Raw genomic sequence first — 19,155 nt, 5'->3', positions numbered from 1 at the left:
ACAGTTTAACTTAAAATAAAACTCTTTAACGATTTTCATTCTTACTTCAATTTATTTATAGTCACATTGATCAATAAATCGCAACTTTAGATCTCTGAAAATAAAATATTATGAAGACTTCTAAAATTTGGATCATAGATGATAATCCTATCGACTCATACGTTATTAAAACGATGCTAGAGTTAAATGAATTATCAAAAGATATTCATGTTTTTTCAAATAATAAAGAGGCCTTAGAAAGTTTAGAAGAACTGGATAAAAGTGATTCAACTGATTCTATTCATATCATTACAGAGAATAAAACGAACGCTGTAAATGGATGGAAATTAATTAAAAAAGTATCTAATAAAATAATAGAACAAAAAGGAAAACTCAATTTGAAATTTCACATGACTAGTGAAAAATACTCAGAAAAAGATCTGAAAAAATTTGCTGAAACAGCACCTCTTTACTCTTTAAACAAAAAGCCTTTAAGATTAGATCACCTGGTAAACATGCTCAACTATTAAGCTTTAATATCTTTAAGCATTAATTGTAAAGTAACATTACCATTCCATTCGTTCTCACTAATGGTATAAGCAATATCAAATTTGTCATCGTTTTTTATAAGGTCAATCTTTTTACCCAGATTAAAACCTATAGCATCAATGGCATGTCTGTCATTCTGTTTTTTTACCACTTTGATCTTTAAATGATCTTCTGATTTCCCTACGCACTTACCATATCCTGTATCCATAACCTTTTCAGTCATAAAAACAGGTCGCATATTACTCGGCCCATATGGTGCCATTTGTTGTAAAATTCGATAAAATTTCGGCGTTATATTTCCCAGTGGTAATACCGCATCAATTTTTATTTCTGGTGTTAGGTGTTGCTTTTCAATAGTAGCACAAACTACCTCTTCAAATCGAGCCTTAAAAGACCGATAATTTTCAGGTTTTAATGTTAAACCAGCAGCATATTTATGACCACCAAACTGCTCTATAAACTCACTACATTGCTCAAGCGCGTTATACACATCAAAACCGCTTACACTACGTGCGCTAGCTGCTAGATACTCACCGCTTTTTGTAAAGACTAGAGTAGGTCTGTAATAAGTTTCAATTAATCGAGACGCAACTATCCCTATAACTCCTTTGTGCCAGTCTTCCTGAAAGACTACAGTAGTAAAAAGTTCTTCCCCTTTATTATTAATAATTTGCTGTTTTGCCTCTTCTGTTATCGACTGATCTGCCTCTCGTCTATCTGCATTATACTCTTCAATTTCTGCGGCAATACGTTGTGCCTCTTTAAAATCATCAGTCACCATTAACTCCACCGCATGTAGAGCGTGTTTCATTCTACCAGCCGCATTGATGCGTGGTGCTATAATAAAAACAACATCAGTGATTGTTAAAGTATCTTTCTTTAATTGATGAATGATTGCTTTAAAACCAGCACGTGGGCTCGTATTAATCACATTCAATCCGTGATAAGCTAATATTCTATTTTCATCTACTATAGGAACTATATCTGCACCTATAGCCGTAGCAACTAAATCTAAATACGGAATTAAAATATCAAAATCCCAATCATTTGCCTCTACCAGCGCCTGACACAATTTAAATCCAACACCACAACCACACAACTCATCAAATGGATAAGAACAATCATTACGCTTCGGGTCTAGAACAGCAACAGCCGCTGGTAATTGCTTTCCAGGTCTATGGTGGTCACAAATTATAAAATCAATGCCTTTTTCACTTGCATAAGCAACTTTATCAATAGCTTTCACACCACAATCCAGTGCTATAATTAGAGAAAAATCATTATCTGCGGCAAAATCTATTCCTTGATAACTCACTCCATAACCTTCACCATATCGATCTGGTATGTAAGTAGCTACTCGATCATAAAAACTCAATAAAAAGGTAGACATTAATGCAACACTAGTAGTTCCGTCAACGTCATAATCCCCATAAACTAATATATTCTCATTGTTCCCTATGGCTTTTTGGATGCGTTTTACAGCCACATCCATATCCTTCATTAAAAAAGGATCATGTAATTCATTAAGATCTGGTCTGAAAAAGGATTTCGCTTTCGCGAAAGCGTCCACACCACGTTGCACCAGCAAACCAGCAAGAAAAGAGTCTATACCTAGCTCTTGAGCCAGTTTCTCTTGTGTTGCTATATCGGGTTGAGGTTTTAAGGTCCAGCGCATAGTTTCAAATGTAATACCAAAATATGATTTGGTTCTTAGTATCACAATTTCTGTGATAGATAATTATTAACTTGCCCTAGAACTTACAATTTTTAATATGCCATTAGTAACTCCATTAGACGCTAGTCATGATCCTGAAACACGTGAACTAGCTGCCTTTTTTAATGAAACCTTAGGTTTTTGTCCTAATTCTGTACTGACCATGCAGCGCAGACCAGCAATCTCAAAAGCATTTATCAATCTTAATAAAGCAGTTATGGCAAATGAAGGTCGTGTGACCAGCGCTTTAAAACGTATGATTGCTTGGGTTTCTAGTAATGCAACAGGTTGCAGATATTGTCAAGCGCACGCCATAAGAGCTGCAGAACGTTATGGAGCAGAGCAAGAACAACTTGATAACATATGGGAATACCGCACGCATGCAGCTTTTAATGATGCTGAACGTGCTGCGCTAGATTTCTCACTAGCCGCTAGTCAAGTGCCTAATGCCGTAAATCAAGATATACAAGATCGATTACACCAACATTGGGATGATGGAGAGATTGTAGAAATGCTAGGTGTAATTTCTTTATTCGGTTATCTTAATAGATGGAACGATTCTATGGGAACAACCCTAGAACAAGATGCTATAGATAGTGGTGATCAGTATCTAGGTAAACATGGTTTTGAAGTAGGGAAACACGTTTAGTCTCCTTATTTCTTTTGGAAAACAAGAAATTGAGTACCATTTTTATCATACTCGATAATAATGGTATTCTCTTCTTTATAACCTATCCCAATAAACTCAGTAGTTACTGTAAGGTAACAGCCTGAAGCACTCTTTTTAAGAGTTCCGATGAGACTGTTGTTTTTATACATATTAAATCCAGAATCTGTAGAATGAATTTTATATTCTTTGGAGTTAGTAGTGTAGACTTCATCATCTATTAACTCAACCATTTCAGGTCTTGGAATCGTTTGAGGCTCATCTTTCTCAATTCCATTTGATGGTGTAATCTCTAATGATGGTTTTACAGCGCTAGGTTGCATGACTTGAATAGGTTTTTCTATGCCAGATGGACGATCATCTAATGAAGCAGCATAAGAATAATTAAGACCATCCAGTGATGTCATCGCATCTCGTATGGCTTCTCGATATGCCTTTTCAAAATTCTTTGTGCGACCTATACCATCTTTTGTGATTAACACAATTTGTCCATTACAATCTACAAATTCAAAGGTCATTTTTACTCTTAAGCCTGTACTAACATTTACTCTTAAAGAAAGCGCATTACAGGTTCCTCTATTCAAATCTTGTGGCAGGACTTCAAGGTTTCTAAAAGCACTAATTCCACGTTTTTTTATTTCAAAAACCATCATCTCATTGAGTCTATACTCATTAGGTTCTTTTTGGAAATCATATTGATTATCGACAATGACATATTTAAAGTCATTGAGATCTTGTGCCTGGCATATAACCGTTAAAAAAATCGATATAAAAACTAGTAATCCTTTCATCTTGAAAATTTGTCTAATTGTATCCTTTGCTAAAATAGAATAAATTTGTCGTCTAAGATTTTACAAGCCATACAAACTAATTAAAATGAATAAACACGATTTACTTAAAAAGCATTTCGGCTACGACAGTTTCCGTCCTTTACAAGAGCAAATTATAAATGATGTTCTTGATCACAAAGACCTTATGGTAGTTATGCCTACCGGTGGTGGTAAGTCTATGTGTTTCCAGTTACCATCATTAATGCTAGATGGTATTACCTTAGTCGTTTCTCCACTTATTGCTTTAATGAAGGACCAAGTTGATTCTCTAAGAGCAAATGGCATTACAGCTGGTTATTTTAACAGCTCTCAAGTCGGTACAGAGCAGCAAGAGATGCTACAACTATTAAAAGAGAATCAACTAAAATTACTTTATGTAGCACCAGAAAGTATTCAACTTTTATTAAAACATTTAAAGCCTACAGACGTCTCTTTAATTGCGATAGATGAAGCACATTGTATTTCTACATGGGGTCATGATTTTAGACCAGCATACACACAACTGGCTTATCTTAAACAATCGTTTCCACAGGCTAGTTTAATAGCACTAACCGCTACTGCAGATCGCGCTACACGTGCCGATATTAAAAAGCAACTTGCCATATCTCACGCTCAGGAATATGTAGCATCCTTTGATAGACCTAATTTAACTCTAGAAGTACGACCTGGTAACGACCGGTTAGCTCAAGTTCGTCGTTTTCTTAAAAAGTATAAAGACGACTCTGGTATTATTTACTGCTTGAGTAGAAAATCATGTGAAAAACTAGCAGATAAGCTGTCCAGTCTAGGTTTTTCTGCTGCTGCTTACCACGCTGGGTTAGAACATCGCTTTCGCGAAAGCGTACAAGAACAATTCATTAAAGATGAAATTAAGATAGTATGTGCGACCATCGCATTCGGTATGGGAATAGACAAATCTAATGTGCGATTTGTGATTCATTATAATATGCCTAAAAACATTGAAGGATATTATCAAGAAATCGGTCGTGCTGGGCGCGATGGTATTGATGCTCATGCCCTACTATTCCATAGCTATGCAGACATGATTCAATTGCGCAATTTTGCAGGAGATAGTGGTAATAGTGAAGTGCAAATTGCAAAGCTAGAGCGCATGAAACAATTTGCCGAAGCACTCACCTGTCGCCGTCGTATGTTACTATCTTATTTTAATGAATATCTAGAAAATGATTGCGGTAACTGTGACGTATGCCTTAATAAACCAGACTTCTTTGATGCAACATTAATAACTCAAAAAGCACTAAGTGCTGTTTATAGAATGAAAGAAAGGGCATCACTCAATTTATTAATCGATGTATTGCGCGGTGCACAAAATGCAAGTGTGCTCGATAGTGGTTTTCAATCTATAAAAACTTATGGCGCAGGACGTGATATATCATGGAATAACTGGCAACAATATATCATACAAATGATTAATCAAGGATTGCTAGAGATCGCCTTTCATGAATTTAACCATCTTAAATTAACACCGCAGGCACAAGCTGTACTTTTTGAAAAACAAAAAGTACAACTAGCTGTTATCCCTAAACCCGAAGAGCTTGCTGCAAGAAATGCAAAAGCAGCACAAGAAGCCTTGCCTATTGATATTAATAAAGATTTGTATGCAGGATTACGCAAGTTAAGAATGCAAATTGCGTCCCAAGAGAATCTGGCACCGTACATGGTTTTTAGTGACGCCACATTAAAAGACATCGCCTCTAGAATTCCACTAACAATTGATGAGTTTGAAGATATTACTGGTGTCGGAAAACACAAGTTAGATACCTATGGAGAGTCATTTTTAAAACTCACGCAAGGTTTTAAGATGATGCGCGAGGGCGATTTTATATATCGTGTAGTGATTTCAAAACCTAAGAAGAAAAAAAAGAGCGGTCCAAAAAAAGACACTGTAATGGAAAGTGTAAAGCTCTACTGGGCTGGAAAAACACTTAAAGAAATATCTGAAATTAGATCACTTAAAGTAGACACAATACTATCTCATCTAGGAAAACGATATGTAAGTCATAAAGATGTTGATTTAAACGCACATATTTTACCAGAAGAACTTGCAGAGATTGAACCATTATATGAAAGTTATGAGAAAGAGAATGCACTCAAGCCCATATTTGAAAAATTCAATGGAAAATACAGTTATGGAAAATTGCGTCTCGCCATGTATTTAATAGAAGCTACAACCACTGTAAAATAATCTACACATGAAAATAGACCAATTAGAACCAGGTTACTTTGGTATAGGCATACAGCACGGTAAAACTCCTGAAAACCTAGGTGTCTTATGGCGTAGTGCTCAAAATCTAGGTGCTAGCTTTGTATTTACAGTAGGAAAAAGATATGCAAAACAGGCCTGTGACACACATGATATTGTTAAAGCAATGCCTTATTTTCATTATGATACTTTTGAAGATTTTTATAATCACCTACCTAAAGGCGCCATGATTATAGGTGTCGAGCTTGACGAGAGAGCAATAGATCTTCAGAAATTTAAACATCCTCGTAATTGTGTTTATCTACTAGGTGCTGAAGATCATGGACTTACCAATGAAGCTATTGAAAAATCTCATCATTTAATAAAGTTTAATACTCCTAAAAGCTTGAATGTAGCGGTGGCAGGCAGTATAATTATGTATGATAGATCAATTAAAGGCAGTCATATTTATTTAAAAGGCACACCTAAGTAGCCTGCAAGCTCCTATAAATACTCAAAAAACTAAAATAATCTGGGTATTAACAATTTAGAAATAATAATCCCTATACCTTTGTTATTATTAATTATTACATTTTATTACAATGAAAGAAGGTACTGTAAAGTTTTTCAACGAGTCTAAAGGATTTGGATTTATCGTTGAAGAAGGATCACAAAACGAATGCTTCGTGCATGTAACTGGACTTATCGATGAGATAAGAGAAGGTGACCGCGTTGAGTATGAAGAAAAAGAAGGGAAAAAAGGAATGAATGCTGTAAACGTAAGAGTTGTACAGTAATAAAGTCATATTTTTTTGTATTCAAAAGCCCTTTCAAATTGAAAGGGCTTTTTTATTTCTATTATTGTTTTAATTAATGACAGCCACAGTTGCCATCACCACAGTCACTCGTTTTTTTAGATGGAAATAATGATTTTCTAAATAACCAACCTAGTGCTACTAAAACGACAACAGCAACTAATATATATTGTAATAATTCCATTATTTGAGAATTTGATATGCTGCAAGAGCTGCAAAATAAGCTATAACCGTCATAGCTGTAAATTGTATAGCTGGCCATTTCCAGCTATTAGTTTCTCTTTTTACTATAGCTAGCGTACTCATACATTGCATAGCAAATGCATAGAATAGCAATAACGATATACCACTAGCAAAATTAAATAACGGTCCGCCTAGAATAGGATTAACCTCGGCTCTCATACGGTTTTTAATTGTCTCCTCTTCATCACTTCCAACACTATAAATTGTAGCAAGTGTACCTACAAAAACCTCTCTTGCAGCAAATGAGCTTACAATAGCGATACCTATTTTCCAATCATAACCTAGTGGTCTTACTGCCGGCTCTATCCCTTTACCTATATAGCCTATAAAACTGTGCTCTAACTGTTGTGATGCTATCTTATTAGTCAATTCTTCTTCTGATAAATTCTGACCTGCATATTGCTCTTTAACAATCTCTTCTGCATTAGTAAACTGCTCACCGATTCCATGACTAGCTAGCAACCATAAAATCACTGATATTGCCATAATTATCTTACCTGCACCTAATACAAAACTTTTCGTTTTTTCAAGAACTGTGATACCCACATTTTTTAACATGGGCAACTTATAGGCAGGCATTTCCATTACAAAAAAGGCTTTGCGCTTGATAGGTAATATCTTATTGAGCACCCAAGCAGAGAATATTGCTGCTCCAAATCCTAACATATATAATAACATCAAGGTTAACCCTTGCATATTGAAAATCCACCAAACTTCTTGCTCTGGTATTACTAAGGCTATAATTATTAAATAAACCGGTAATCTTGCAGAACATGTAGTAAAAGGGACAACTAGGATGGTAATTAAACGTTCTTTCCAGTCCTCTATATTACGTGTTGCCATAACTGCAGGTATGGCACAAGCAGTACCAGATACTAATGGCACGACACTCTTACCACTCAAGCCAAATTTTTTCATAATGTGATCCATAAGGAAAACTACCCTACTCATATAACCACTCTCTTCAAGGATGGCAATGAATAAAAACAAAAAGGCTATTTGAGGAATGAATATGACGATACCGCCAAGTCCTGGAATGATTCCTTCAGATATTAAATCAGTAAAAGGACCTTCGGGAAGCGATGTTTGCGCCCATGAACTTGCTTTTGCAAAAAAGGTATCTATCCAGTCCATAGGATAGGTAGACCAATCATAGATCGCTTGAAATATCAGTAGTAATATCACAAAGAAAATAAGATAACCCCAAACTTTATGAAGTAAAACTCTATCTAATCTAGTCCTTAAATCTTTTGCTTGCGATTTATCTACATTCAATACCTTAGTCAATAGACCATTGATAAACTGGTATCTGACGACTGTTTCCTTGTGTTGCATTTTTTTTAAGTCACTTTCAGACTTAACAGCAAATGAACTCGATTTTAAATCTTCTAAATCCCTATTCCTATCTATTTTACCAAAATTTACATCTTGAGTAATCACCAACCATAACTTATATATTGACTGTTTAGGATAGGCTTTTCTTAAAGTTTCAAAATATTCTGGATCTATAGTAGAGGCGTTTACACAAGGTACAGATTTCAGGTTTTTATATTCTGAAATAGCTTTTTTAAGGTCATCGACACCTATATTTTTTCTAGCACTCACTAACACTACACGAGTATTGAGTTCTTGCTCCATTAATTCTATATCTAGAGAAATAGCCTTGCGTTGCATGCGATCAGCCATATTAATCACTAATATGGTAGGTATTTCTAGATCTTTAATCTGTGTAAACAGAAGCAAATTACGTTTAAGATTCTCAATATCAGAAACTACCACAGCAACATCTGGATAGTCTTTTGAGTTTTTGTTGAGCAACGTCTCAACGACGACACTTTCATCTAGACTAGAGGTATTGAGACTGTAAGTACCAGGTAAATCTAGTATATGAGCTTTTAAACTGCGATCTAGTTTACAAATCCCTTCTTTTTTCTCTACAGTAATACCTGGATAGTTTCCTACCTTTTGGTTTAAACCAGTAAGTCTGTTAAAAAGGGATGTTTTTCCTGTGTTAGGATTACCTATAAGTGAAACATTAATCGATTTACCCATGACGTTTCACTATTATTTGCTGAGCAGTTTCACGCCTTATAGCCAGATAAGTACCATTTATATTAAGATAAATTGGATCTTGAAAAGGAGCACTTTCCATCATCATCACTACATTACCCGGTAAGCAACCCATTTCAAGGAGTTTAAGAGGTACCTGTTCCTCATTAAAGGAAACGATTGTGGCTTGTTCGCCACGTTTTAGATGTGCTATAGTATCGCTCAAAGCTTATTTAGAATAAATTTGAATAAGCAAAAGTAAGTTAAGAAGTAGGAATGAAAAAATTTAGAATCCTAAACTTTTGTTGTCGTCAAAATAACATTTATACTTAGGTAGATTATTTTAATCTATTAATCATGATTTCAAAAGTGGTTCCCTTATCCTTTTTACTCTCTGAAACCCTAATCGTGCCTTTATGATAATCTCTTATAATACGATGCGCTAGAGACAGACCTAATCCCCAACCTCTCTTTTTAGTCGTAAATCCTGGAGTAAAAACTTGATTCCATTGATTTTTAGGAATACCCTTTCCTGTATCAGTAACCGTTATAAAAACATTATGAGCATCTGCACGCAGATAAACTTTTATAGCTCCTTTACCTTTCATGGCATCAATACCATTTTTTATTAAATTCTCAATAACCCAAGCATATAGTTGCTCATTAAGTTTTACCATAATCGGTTGACTAGGTAAATCAACGTCAAAAACTACCAATTTTGAGCTGCGTGAAGAAATATAATGAACAGCTTTATCTGTCTGATCTACTATATCCATTTCAGACAATGTAGGGATCGAACCTATTTTAGAAAATCGCTCTGTAATGGTTTGCAACCTGACGATATCTTTTTCCATTTCGGCTATATAACTAGGGTCGACATCAGTGTCTTTAAGTAATGTGGTCCAACCTACTAATGATGATAGCGGTGTTCCTATCTGGTGAGCACTTTCCTTAGCCATACCGGCCCAGAGTTTATTTTGCTCACTTGCTTTTGTAGAGCGATAGAAAAACCAAATAACCGCACCAAACAGCACCAATATCAACAACAAAGCCATTGGGAAATACTTCATTTTAGTAATTATAGGACTTTCACCATAGTAAATAGTTTGAAAAGGCGCGCCATCATAGTTAATACGAATCGGCTCATTTTCAGAAGCATACTCTGCAATTAAAGATCTTAATTTTATAGTATCGTTCATGATATGCTCTGGTAAATTACGAGCCTTCATATCGCCCTTATAATTCACCTCTATCATAGGAATTGTCGTGGTGTTTTCTGTCACGGTAGACCCAAGATTTCCCATTTCGGCCTCTAAAGATTGATTGACTAAATCATCAATGGCAATCTCGTATTCTTTCATGTTCTTTTGCTCACTTTCTTTGAGTTGTTGAAAAAACTCATACGTATTCCAAAGAATAAGAGCTGTGATTATCATTGCAAAGGCTATGATCACCCATCTCAACACATTACGATTTGCTGTAAAATTCATGAAAGCTTTTAAGAAATTTAAATATAGTATAATAAGTCAAACGCGCTTAACATGGTTTTATGATATCAAGGAAAAGGTCTTGTTTAATTCTTATTTCTACTTTACATAAACGCTTTAAAATCCATACCTTTACCATCCTTAAAAAATCACGGTGAAACTAGATCCAAAAGATACAAAAACAGCTCATTTACACAGCGTTATGCTGGGCGCGGTACAACCTCGACCTATCGCATTTGCGAGTACAATTGATGAGGATGGTAATGTAAACTTATCGCCTTATTCTTTTTTCAACGTTTTTAGCGCAAATCCACCTATCATGATTTTTTCACCTGCACGTCGGGTAAGAGATAATTCTATAAAGCATACGTTAATTAATGCTAGAGCAACAGGTGAGGTCGTTATCAATATAGTAAACTATGATATAGTACAACAAATGTCGTTGAGTAGTACTGAGTACGGTGCTGATGTTGATGAATTTGTAAAATCTGGCTTAACTGCAGTAGCATCAGACATGATTGCACCACCTCGAGTTGCAGAAAGTCCTGTTCAATTTGAATGTAAAGTAAAAGAAATTGTAGAGCTAGGACAGGAAGGTGGCGCTGGTAATTTGATTATATGCGAGGTAGTCATGGTTCACGTTAATGATGAGGTCCTAGATGAAGATGGTAAGATAGACCAAGTTAAAATCGACACGGTTGCCCGTATGGGTGGCAACTGGTATTGCCGTTCTAAAGACGCGATGTTTGAAGTACCTAAACCATTGGCAACGCTAGGTGTAGGTGTTGACGCACTACCTGATCACGCAAGAAATAGTACCATACTCACAGGTAACGATTTAGGAAAATTAGGGAATATTGAGGCTATACCAGATAGAGAATCTGTTATCGCTTACGCGAAAGCGGAAAAATTATCAATTTTAGATAATAAAGAAAAACATATACGTGCACAAGAGTTGATCCTAGAAGGCAACATAATCGACGCATGGAAAATTATATTATTATAACATGGAAGTACAAGGAAAAATTAAAGTAATAGGTGAAACCAAATCTTTTGGTGCTAGTGGATTTCAAAAACGTGAACTAGTTATCACTACTGAAGAACAATATCCACAGCATTTAATGTTAGAATTTGTTCAAGATAAAACTAGCTTATTAGATAGTTTTCAAGTAGGTGAACCAGTAAAAGTAGGTATCAACTTGAGAGGTCGTGAATGGCAAAGCCCACAAGGAGAGATTAAATATTTTAACTCTATTGTAGGATGGAGAATAGAACGTGTAGGAGCTACTCCAGCTGCACCATCACAGGAAATACCGCCGTTTGATGAATTTGATCCTATTTCAAATTCAAAAAATGAAGATCACGACGACCTACCTTTTTAAAAAAAAGACAAATGAGATTAGTAAGAACTGATTCTCATAATATCGATTTTAAAAAGTTAGTAGAAGAATTAGATGCATATCTAGCTATTACTGATGGTGAAGAACATGAATTCTATGACCAGTTTAATAAATTAAACCATATTAAACATGTCGTTCTCTGTTATTACAGGGATTCTATTCTAGCCGGTTGTGGAGCGATTAAAGAATATGATTCTCAAACCGTAGAGGTTAAAAGAATGTATACAGTCACCGGTTTCCGTAATACGGGAGTTGCATCTAGTATTTTAAAAGAAATAGAACAATGGACTAAAGAACTGTCCTACAATAGATGTATTTTAGAAACAGGCACACGTCAGCTGGAAGCTATTGGTTTATATAAAAGTAATGGTTATCAAATTATTGATAATTATGAACCTTATAGAGATGCATTAAACAGTTTATGCTTTGAAAAAAGAATCAGCTAACTCTATAAATTAAAAAATCCCAACCATTACAGTTGGGATTTTCTTTCTTAATAGGTTAGCCTTCAAACAAACTCAAAAAAAGCAATGATGAAATAAATTAGATAAGAAGGCTTCTCAAAGATTAACATTTTTATCTCAAATTGCAAACTTAATCGTCTAAAATCGTGCAAACTCTAGATCATAATCTCATTTTTCCGCATCCTAGCAGTGCTCCAGACCATGGCTTACTTGCTATAGGTGGCGATTTAAGTGTAGAAAGACTACTACTGGCTTATCAGTCAGGCATTTTTCCATGGTATAGCGATGGTGACCCTATTTGCTGGTGGAGCCCTGATCCTAGAATGGTATTTGACCTACAAAGTGATGAACCTATGAGAGTCACAAAGTCATTAAAACAAAGTCAACGCAACAAAGGTTATATAATCAAAGAAAATACTTGCTTTACAGAAGTGATGCATCATTGTGCCCTAGTAAAGCGTCAGGATGAAACTGGAACTTGGATAAATGATGATTTTATAAGTTCATACTCAAGATTACATGAATTAGGTCATGCAAAAAGTATTGAGGTTTTTAAAGAGGACGTATTAGTAGGTGGTTTATATGGAATTGATTTACCTGAAAAAAAGATTTTTTGTGGAGAATCTATGTTTACTCTAGCAACTGATGCTAGTAAGATTGCTCTATTACATTTAGTGAAATCCCTTAAATCTAAAGACTACCATTTCATCGATGCACAGCTATATAATGATCATTTACACAGTTTAGGCGCTATTGAAATAGATCGCGAAGTTTTTTTAAGCTATTTATAAAGAATAAAAAACACCCAAGTTTATAAATAAAGAGCGATTTATAAGGTTAGTATAATTTTCCCAGCGATATTCATTTACCAACTGTAATTTTATATTATTACTCAGTGCTCTACCTAGGCCTATAGCTACTCTTTGATCATATCCTGGCTTTTCATTTGCCTGTGCAATAAAAATGGTCTCTATGCTAGATGTTAAGTAAAATTCGGTCGCATCAACGGTTGCACCATTTAGCGGGAAGGATCCAGAAAGTCGATAGCGCCATCGGTAAGTTAGATTTTCGCCTCTAATGCGTTGATCCCACCGCAAACGATGAGCGATTTTGAGATTATTATATTTCCGTGCATAGACAAATTGCTCTGTAAATCTGAGTTCTTCAGGACGTTGATCATCAAAAAGCTCTCGATACATCACGCCCATTCCTATCTGTGAATAGAAACCTACTTCATAGCTGGCAAATTGCACAGCTTGAACATGTAAGGCGTTCCATCCATTATTAACAATACTACGATGTTCTAAGGCACTATTAAATTTCCACCTACCACTATTATCCCAGCGCACATTTATTGATGGTTGTACAATATAATTATTTACAACTTGAGCTGTTGAGATTAACGGCATGAACAAAAAGGCAAAAATCCTAAAATAGTATGAAGTCATATTTTAGTTTTTTTACTGCGCGATGCTTTAGTAATATTCCTTCTTTACTAAAAAGTAATTCTTTACGGTAGATTTTATCATTTTCTTTAAAAGCAACAATCAATTCAAAATTATCAAAATCATCATTTTCTAATCGATTAGATATCAGCAAGGCGTCTTGATCATCTATAACGTACTGTTTTTGAATTTTTTCAACTTTAAAACGAGTTGATATTCCCTTAAGCTTATCAGTAATTATGGTGAAAATGCTAGACTCTATTTGTCTTTTTTTAATAAGCACCTCTATATCTATTACATTACCTTTTTGATCACACTCTACACTATATCTGTAACCACTTAGTTTGTATTTAGCTTCATAGGTAATTAAAGAGCCATCTGTTTCTTTATAATATTTAATCCTCCTGCGCGCCTTACTTATGGTGTAAACGAGATTTCTCGCATCTGCCGGAAAATCATCAATATCAATTCGTTCCTCTTGCTCAATTTTATAATTATGGCCTTGTTGAGCTATTGTAAATTCCGCTTTCGCGAAAGCGAATACTAAAAAGAGTATAATTTTATACCTCATCATATCGATGACAATTTATCTCGTGATCATTAACCATTCCTGTAGCCTGCATAAATGCGTACATAATTGTAGAACCTACAAATTTAAAACCTCTCTTTTTTAAATCTTTGGAGATCTGGTCAGAAAGCGCCGTGTTTGCCGGTGCAGTCTTGTAATCTAAAACTTGATTTTTAATAGGCTTACCATCAACATAATTCCACATGTATTGAGAAAAACTACCAAACTCTTTTTGAATCTCCATAAAAAGTTGAGCGTTAGTAATTATAGATTTGATTTTCAATTTATTGCGGATAATCCCAGCATTCATTAATAATTCATCCTGCTTATTCTGATTATAGTTTGCAATTTTTTGAACATCAAATTGATCTAATGCATCGTAGTAATTTGCACGCTTTTTTAAGATAGTAATCCAACTCAAGCCAGCTTGCATAGTTTCGAGAATAAGAAACTCAAAAAGTGTCTGATCATCATAGACTGGCTTTCCCCATTCCGTATCGTGATATGATTCATACAACTTATCGCCTAAGCACCAGCCACATTTATGTTTTTCCATACATCGAATTTAAGAACACTGTGAGCGTCGACCAAACCTGACCACACTAGAATTCACTTTATTTTTTCTGTTTTATCTTTAACAACTATGAAAAGAACACTTCTACTTTTAACCGCTATCATAATTTCTTCTTGCGGTTCTCAAAAAACTATAGCTACTGACCAATTAGATCGTACAATAGATAACTGGCACCTTGCGGCAGCGACTGCTAGCTATGATGACTATTTTAATTTAATGACCAGTGATGCTGTTTTTATAGGAACTGACGCAACTGAAAACTGGCAATTGCAAGAATTTAAAGCTTTCTCAAAACCATACTTTGATAAAGGTAAAGCCTGGTCTTTTACATCTCTCGAACGTCATATTTATAAACACAATCGTGTAATTTATTTTGACGAACTATTAGATACACAAATGGGCATATGTCGTGGTAGTGGTGTCTTGAAAAAAGAAGATGGAGTTTATAAAATTGCTCATTATGTGCTATCCATAGCCGTACCTAATGAAAATGTTGCGTCACTCACGGAGCTCAAAAAGCTATGGGATGATAATTACAAAAAGGAATTAGCACTTAAAAAGGTTCCTTAAATAAATGACAAGTTGGCTATTATACATTATGATAATTGCGGTAATAGCCTTGTTATAGCCTTTTACGACGGTAAGAACTACTTTTTGTCGATTAAACCTTACAAAAACCTGTTAGCTTTCAAGGTAATTAGGACATATTTAACAAGATGTTATCAAATCGTGACTTCTGTCCATTATATTGCGCCACCATTAAAACCGCTTTATGAAGTTATTATCTTTTTTAATCCTTTTAGGATTTGCTTTTTCAACAGCTCAACCAGGACTCGATAATCCATGGATGGAGCAATTAAGAGAAATAAAATCTGAAAATGAAATTACCTACCAGGATATTAAAAATGCAGGAGAAGCCTATTGGGAAACCCATGATAAAAATGCTAAAGGAAGTGGTTACAAACCATTCATGCGATGGTTAGATGCTGCAAAGGCTTATGTAAAAGAAGATGGCACGATACAAGGAGCAGAAGAACTGGAAACAATTCTAATCGAAAGAGATTTTAGAAAAAGTGGCCTTTCTGACAACTCTAACTGGAGTGCAATAGGTCCCTTTTCTATACAAGGTACAGGATCATGGTCTACAGGAACTGGTAGAGCAAACACGGTGACTATAGACCCTAACAACCCAAATATTTATTACTTAGGTTCACCAAGTGGAGGAATATGGAAATCTACTGATGCTGGAGTTTCATGGACACCTATTTCAGATTTCTTATCCCAGATAGGAGTAAGTGCCATAGCCGTAGACCCGACAGATTCTGACGTTATTTATATAGGTACAGGTGATGATGACGCTAGAGACTCAAGCAGTATAGGATTAATGAAATCTGTCGATGGAGGAATTACTTGGAATAGTACTGGATTAACATTTATAGGTGCAACTGCAAATATTAGTGAGGTATACTTAGACCCGAGAGATAGTAACAAAATATTTGTCTCTTCAAATTTTGGTTTCTACAGATCTGTTGATGGTGGTGTGAGCTTTTCAAGAACTTTTCCCGCAAACGTGAAAGACATCAAATTAAAGCCCGGATCACCAGACACCATATACCTTAGTACAAACAATTCCTTTTTTGTATCAACTGATAATGGTGTCTCATTCACTCAGCCATCTACAGGTTTACCTAATGGTATGAGAAGAAGCGTTATAGGTGTTTCTCCTGCTAACCCTAATTATGTTTACTTATTAATTATTGACGGCAGTGCTAATTTAATGGGTTTATATCGATCTATTAATAGTGGATTAACTTTTACACGTCGAGATAATGGTACAGACATTCTAGAAAGCGGACAAGGGAACTATGATCTTGCCCTAGAAGTATCTACGACTAATGCAGAAATAGTTTACACTGGTTGTTTAAATGTATGGAAATCCTTTAGTGGTGGCAGCTCTTTTACAAAAATAAACTCATGGAGCAACCCTACCGGTAGCACTTATACTCATGCAGACATTCATCAAATTAGACAATTTGGTTCTGAACTATTTGTAATGTCTGATGGCGGAATTTATAGAAGTAATAATAATGGTGGTTCTTTTACAGATTTAACAGCTGGAGCTCAAATAGGACAATTTTATAGAATTGCCGTTAGCACACAATCAAGCGCACAAGTGATAGGAGGTTTACAAGATAATGGTGGACAAGCTAGAAGCGGTAATCAATGGAAAAACTTTTATGGTGCCGACGGAATGGATGGTGGTATAGATCCATTAGATTCAAATATACGTTACGGGTTTACTCAAAATGGTGGTGGGCTTTACTTTACAAATAATGGCGGAAACTCAATTCTTAACTCTATCAATCGTCCTAATGGTGAAAGTGGTAACTGGATCACGCCATTAAAAGTGGATAGTCAAGGTACAATTTATGTAGGGTATACTGCTTTGTATAAAGTACAAAACAACGGTTTTGTTGCTGTTTCCTCTCCATTTAGTTCTAATATCGATTTAATTGAAATAGATCCAAATGACGATAACACAATTTACATAGCCATCAACAATCTTCTTTATAGAAGTATAAATGCCGGTTCCAATTTTTCATTGGTTTCTAACTTCCCACAAGACATCGCAGCAATTGAAGTTAGTAATACAGATCATAATATCGTTTACCTTTCGACAGAAGAATCATTTGGTAGCGTTTATAAAAGTTTGAACCAAGGAAGTAGTTTTACCGATATAACAGCAAACCTACCTAGCCTAGGTAAAAATACCATTGCAAGTTTACCGATGAGTGTAGATGGAGAAATATTTTTAGGAACAACCTTAGGAGTCTATAAATATGATGACGTAACTGCTCAATGGTCAACTTTCAATAACAATTTGCCAAATGCAAACATCAGAGATCTTGAAATCAATGGAGTAGACAATGTGCTTACTGCTGGGACTTATGGTAGAGGTATCTGGCAAACATCCGTGACTGCCGGTCCACCACCTACAGATATTGAGTTGGTAAGCATAAACTCTTCCAATACTGGTTTTTCTTGTGGAGATACGGACATTGATATTGTAATTGAAAATGGAGGAACAACAGCTATAAATAGTTTCAACCTTGATTATACTATTAATGGTGGTTCTTCTGTTAATAGCACTTACAGCACTGCAATACCTGCACAAAGTCAAACCACCGTAAGCCTAACAGGATTGTCACTCAATCTAGGTACAAACGACATATCAGTAACGGTGAATACAACAAATGACGCTTTTGCCAGTAACAATAATGAAACCACAACAATACTTAAAAATAATAGTGGTGTCATTAATGATATTCACCAATTTGAAAATAGGAATCTATTAACATTTAATGAAACTGGCGGAACAAATCAATGGGAACGTGGCATACCAGCAGGACCTATTCTTAATCAAGCCGTAAGTGGTACACAAGTATATGCAACTAATCTAACTGGTGAGCACTCAAATGATACAGTAGCATATTTGTATACAGGCTGTTACAATCTCAATGGAGTCATCAATCCTACACTACAATTTGATATGGCATTTGAGTTAGAACAAGATTGGGATTTGATGTATATAGAATACACCATCAATAGCGGCAGTAACTGGAATATTTTAGGTAGCGCAACTGATTCTGGCTGGTATAATTCTAGCAGAAGTCCCAATGGCGTAAATTGCTTTAATTGTGTAGGAGCGCAATGGACAGGAACAGATGCCGTTATGAAAACCTATTCTTATGATTTGAGCCAATTTAATTCAGAGAGTAACATCACTTTTCGATATGTGTTTATTTCTGACCAAGCAGTCACTGAAGAAGGTGTAGTCCTTGATAATGTAGTCGTAACTGGAACATTAAGCAGCGATAGCAATACACTTTTAGATTCTTATAAAGTTTTCCCTAACCCGTCAAAAGGTGACTTCACACTATCATGGAATGGTAAAGACGCTTTTGATTACAGCATCTATGATGTAACTGGTAAACTGATAAGTTCTAGACTCAACAATACGGGAGAAAGACACTCTATTCATCTTAATAATGTCGCACAAGGAATGTACTTTTTAAACATTTCTACAGCTACAGGTACTGTAACTGAAAAACTTATCGTTAATTAAACAGAGTACGTATCATTTTTCAATTAAAAAAGCCTGCAATAT

19 protein-coding genes are annotated in these 19,155 nt (G+C 35.3%); 11 read left to right on the top strand and 8 right to left on the bottom strand.

The genetic code is table 11. From position 1 onward, the window contains the following. Window positions 1-110: 110 nt before the first annotated feature. Entirely contained in the window at window positions 111-509 is a 399-nt protein-coding gene (locus R1T42_RS12825) for a response regulator (RefSeq protein ID WP_317290599.1), read from the top strand. Here the strand turns inward: R1T42_RS12825 and recJ are convergent. Beyond that, window positions 506-2,203 carry a single-stranded-DNA-specific exonuclease RecJ gene (gene recJ, locus R1T42_RS12820; protein WP_317290598.1) on the bottom strand — a complete coding sequence of 566 codons (1,698 nt, stop codon included), beginning with the start codon at window positions 2,201-2,203 and terminating at the stop codon, window positions 506-508. The genes R1T42_RS12825 and recJ overlap by 4 nt on opposite strands. 97 nt (window positions 2,204-2,300) lie before the next feature. On the opposite strand from recJ, the gene R1T42_RS12815 reads away from it, so the two are divergent. Next, window positions 2,301-2,891, top strand: coding sequence for a carboxymuconolactone decarboxylase family protein (locus R1T42_RS12815; protein WP_317290597.1), 591 nt, complete (start codon window positions 2,301-2,303; stop codon window positions 2,889-2,891). Between the two features lie 5 nt (window positions 2,892-2,896). Here the strand turns inward: R1T42_RS12815 and R1T42_RS12810 are convergent, their stop codons facing one another. Continuing rightward, on the bottom strand, window positions 2,897-3,700 hold the full coding sequence (locus tag R1T42_RS12810) for a hypothetical protein (protein ID WP_317290596.1): 804 nt from the start codon (window positions 3,698-3,700) through the stop codon (window positions 2,897-2,899). A gap of 85 nt (window positions 3,701-3,785) precedes the next feature. Between R1T42_RS12810 and recQ the strand changes: the two genes are divergently transcribed. The 3 genes from recQ to R1T42_RS12795 all read left to right on the top strand — a co-directional run bounded on the left by recQ (window position 3,786) and on the right by R1T42_RS12795 (window position 6,739). After that, the gene (gene recQ / locus R1T42_RS12805; protein ID WP_317290595.1) at window positions 3,786-5,945 is read left to right on the top strand and encodes a DNA helicase RecQ; all 2,160 of its coding nucleotides are present in this window, start codon (window positions 3,786-3,788) and stop codon (window positions 5,943-5,945) included. Window positions 5,946-5,952: 7 nt separating this feature from the next. Further along, window positions 5,953-6,435, top strand: a complete 483-nt coding sequence (locus R1T42_RS12800; RefSeq protein ID WP_036582881.1) for an RNA methyltransferase — start codon at window positions 5,953-5,955, stop codon at window positions 6,433-6,435. A 109-nt stretch (window positions 6,436-6,544) separates the two neighbouring features. After that, entirely contained in the window at window positions 6,545-6,739 is a 195-nt protein-coding gene (locus R1T42_RS12795; protein ID WP_036582883.1) for a cold-shock protein, read from the top strand. Window positions 6,740-6,940: 201 nt separating this feature from the next. On the opposite strand, the gene feoB is transcribed toward R1T42_RS12795, so the two are convergent. From feoB to R1T42_RS12775, 3 genes are all read right to left on the bottom strand, one after another. Beyond that, window positions 6,941-9,052, bottom strand: a complete 2,112-nt coding sequence (gene feoB, locus R1T42_RS12785) for a ferrous iron transport protein B (RefSeq protein WP_317290593.1) — start codon at window positions 9,050-9,052, stop codon at window positions 6,941-6,943. Beyond that, window positions 9,045-9,275, bottom strand: a complete 231-nt coding sequence (locus tag R1T42_RS12780; RefSeq protein ID WP_036582889.1) for a FeoA family protein — start codon at window positions 9,273-9,275, stop codon at window positions 9,045-9,047. The genes feoB and R1T42_RS12780 overlap by 8 nt, the downstream gene beginning before the upstream one ends. A gap of 112 nt (window positions 9,276-9,387) precedes the next feature. Next, entirely contained in the window at window positions 9,388-10,539 is a 1,152-nt protein-coding gene (locus R1T42_RS12775) for a sensor histidine kinase (protein WP_317290592.1), read from the bottom strand. Window positions 10,540-10,690: 151 nt separating this feature from the next. Here R1T42_RS12775 and R1T42_RS12770 point away from each other — a divergent pair, with 151 nt between their 5' ends. The 4 genes from R1T42_RS12770 (at window position 10,691) to aat (ending at window position 13,191) form a co-directional block, all read left to right on the top strand. Beyond that, the gene (locus R1T42_RS12770) at window positions 10,691-11,542 is read left to right on the top strand and encodes a flavin reductase family protein (protein ID WP_036582895.1); all 852 of its coding nucleotides are present in this window, start codon (window positions 10,691-10,693) and stop codon (window positions 11,540-11,542) included. A 1-nt stretch (window position 11,543) separates the two neighbouring features. Beyond that, window positions 11,544-11,918 (top strand): DUF3127 domain-containing protein, encoded by a 375-nt coding sequence (locus R1T42_RS12765; RefSeq protein ID WP_036582897.1) that lies wholly within the window; start codon window positions 11,544-11,546, stop codon window positions 11,916-11,918. 11 nt (window positions 11,919-11,929) lie between these two features. Continuing rightward, a complete protein-coding gene (locus R1T42_RS12760; protein ID WP_317290591.1) occupies window positions 11,930-12,382 on the top strand; it encodes a GNAT family N-acetyltransferase in 453 nt (150 codons plus the stop codon). A 164-nt stretch (window positions 12,383-12,546) separates the two neighbouring features. Beyond that, a complete protein-coding gene (gene aat / locus R1T42_RS12755) occupies window positions 12,547-13,191 on the top strand; it encodes a leucyl/phenylalanyl-tRNA--protein transferase (RefSeq protein WP_317290590.1) in 645 nt (214 codons plus the stop codon). Here aat and R1T42_RS12750 read toward each other — a convergent pair. From R1T42_RS12750 to R1T42_RS12740, 3 genes are read right to left on the bottom strand one after another with little or no spacing between them, the layout of a single operon-like run. Beyond that, window positions 13,186-13,848: a DUF2490 domain-containing protein gene (locus R1T42_RS12750; RefSeq protein ID WP_317290589.1), complete on the bottom strand. Its 663-nt coding sequence runs from the start codon at window positions 13,846-13,848 to the stop codon at window positions 13,186-13,188. The genes aat and R1T42_RS12750 overlap by 6 nt on opposite strands. After that, window positions 13,829-14,419 carry a hypothetical protein gene (locus tag R1T42_RS12745; protein ID WP_317290588.1) on the bottom strand — a complete coding sequence of 197 codons (591 nt, stop codon included), beginning with the start codon at window positions 14,417-14,419 and terminating at the stop codon, window positions 13,829-13,831. Before R1T42_RS12745 ends, R1T42_RS12750 begins: the two co-directional genes overlap by 20 nt. After that, a complete protein-coding gene (locus tag R1T42_RS12740) occupies window positions 14,406-14,969 on the bottom strand; it encodes a DNA-3-methyladenine glycosylase I (protein WP_317290587.1) in 564 nt (187 codons plus the stop codon). The genes R1T42_RS12745 and R1T42_RS12740 overlap by 14 nt, the downstream gene beginning before the upstream one ends. An 87-nt stretch (window positions 14,970-15,056) precedes the next feature. On the opposite strand from R1T42_RS12740, the gene R1T42_RS12735 reads away from it, so the two are divergent. Next, the gene (locus R1T42_RS12735; protein WP_317290586.1) at window positions 15,057-15,557 is read left to right on the top strand and encodes a nuclear transport factor 2 family protein; all 501 of its coding nucleotides are present in this window, start codon (window positions 15,057-15,059) and stop codon (window positions 15,555-15,557) included. A gap of 202 nt (window positions 15,558-15,759) precedes the next feature. Beyond that, the gene (locus R1T42_RS12730) at window positions 15,760-19,113 is read left to right on the top strand and encodes a T9SS type A sorting domain-containing protein (RefSeq protein WP_317290585.1); all 3,354 of its coding nucleotides are present in this window, start codon (window positions 15,760-15,762) and stop codon (window positions 19,111-19,113) included. The last annotated feature ends 42 nt before the right edge of the window (window positions 19,114-19,155 follow it).

This window comes from Nonlabens ulvanivorans, from assembly GCF_032922765.1.
In the GTDB taxonomy this organism is placed as follows: Bacteria; Bacteroidota; Bacteroidia; order Flavobacteriales; family Flavobacteriaceae; genus Nonlabens; species Nonlabens ulvanivorans.
This window is presented reverse-complemented; position numbering and strand designations above follow the sequence as displayed.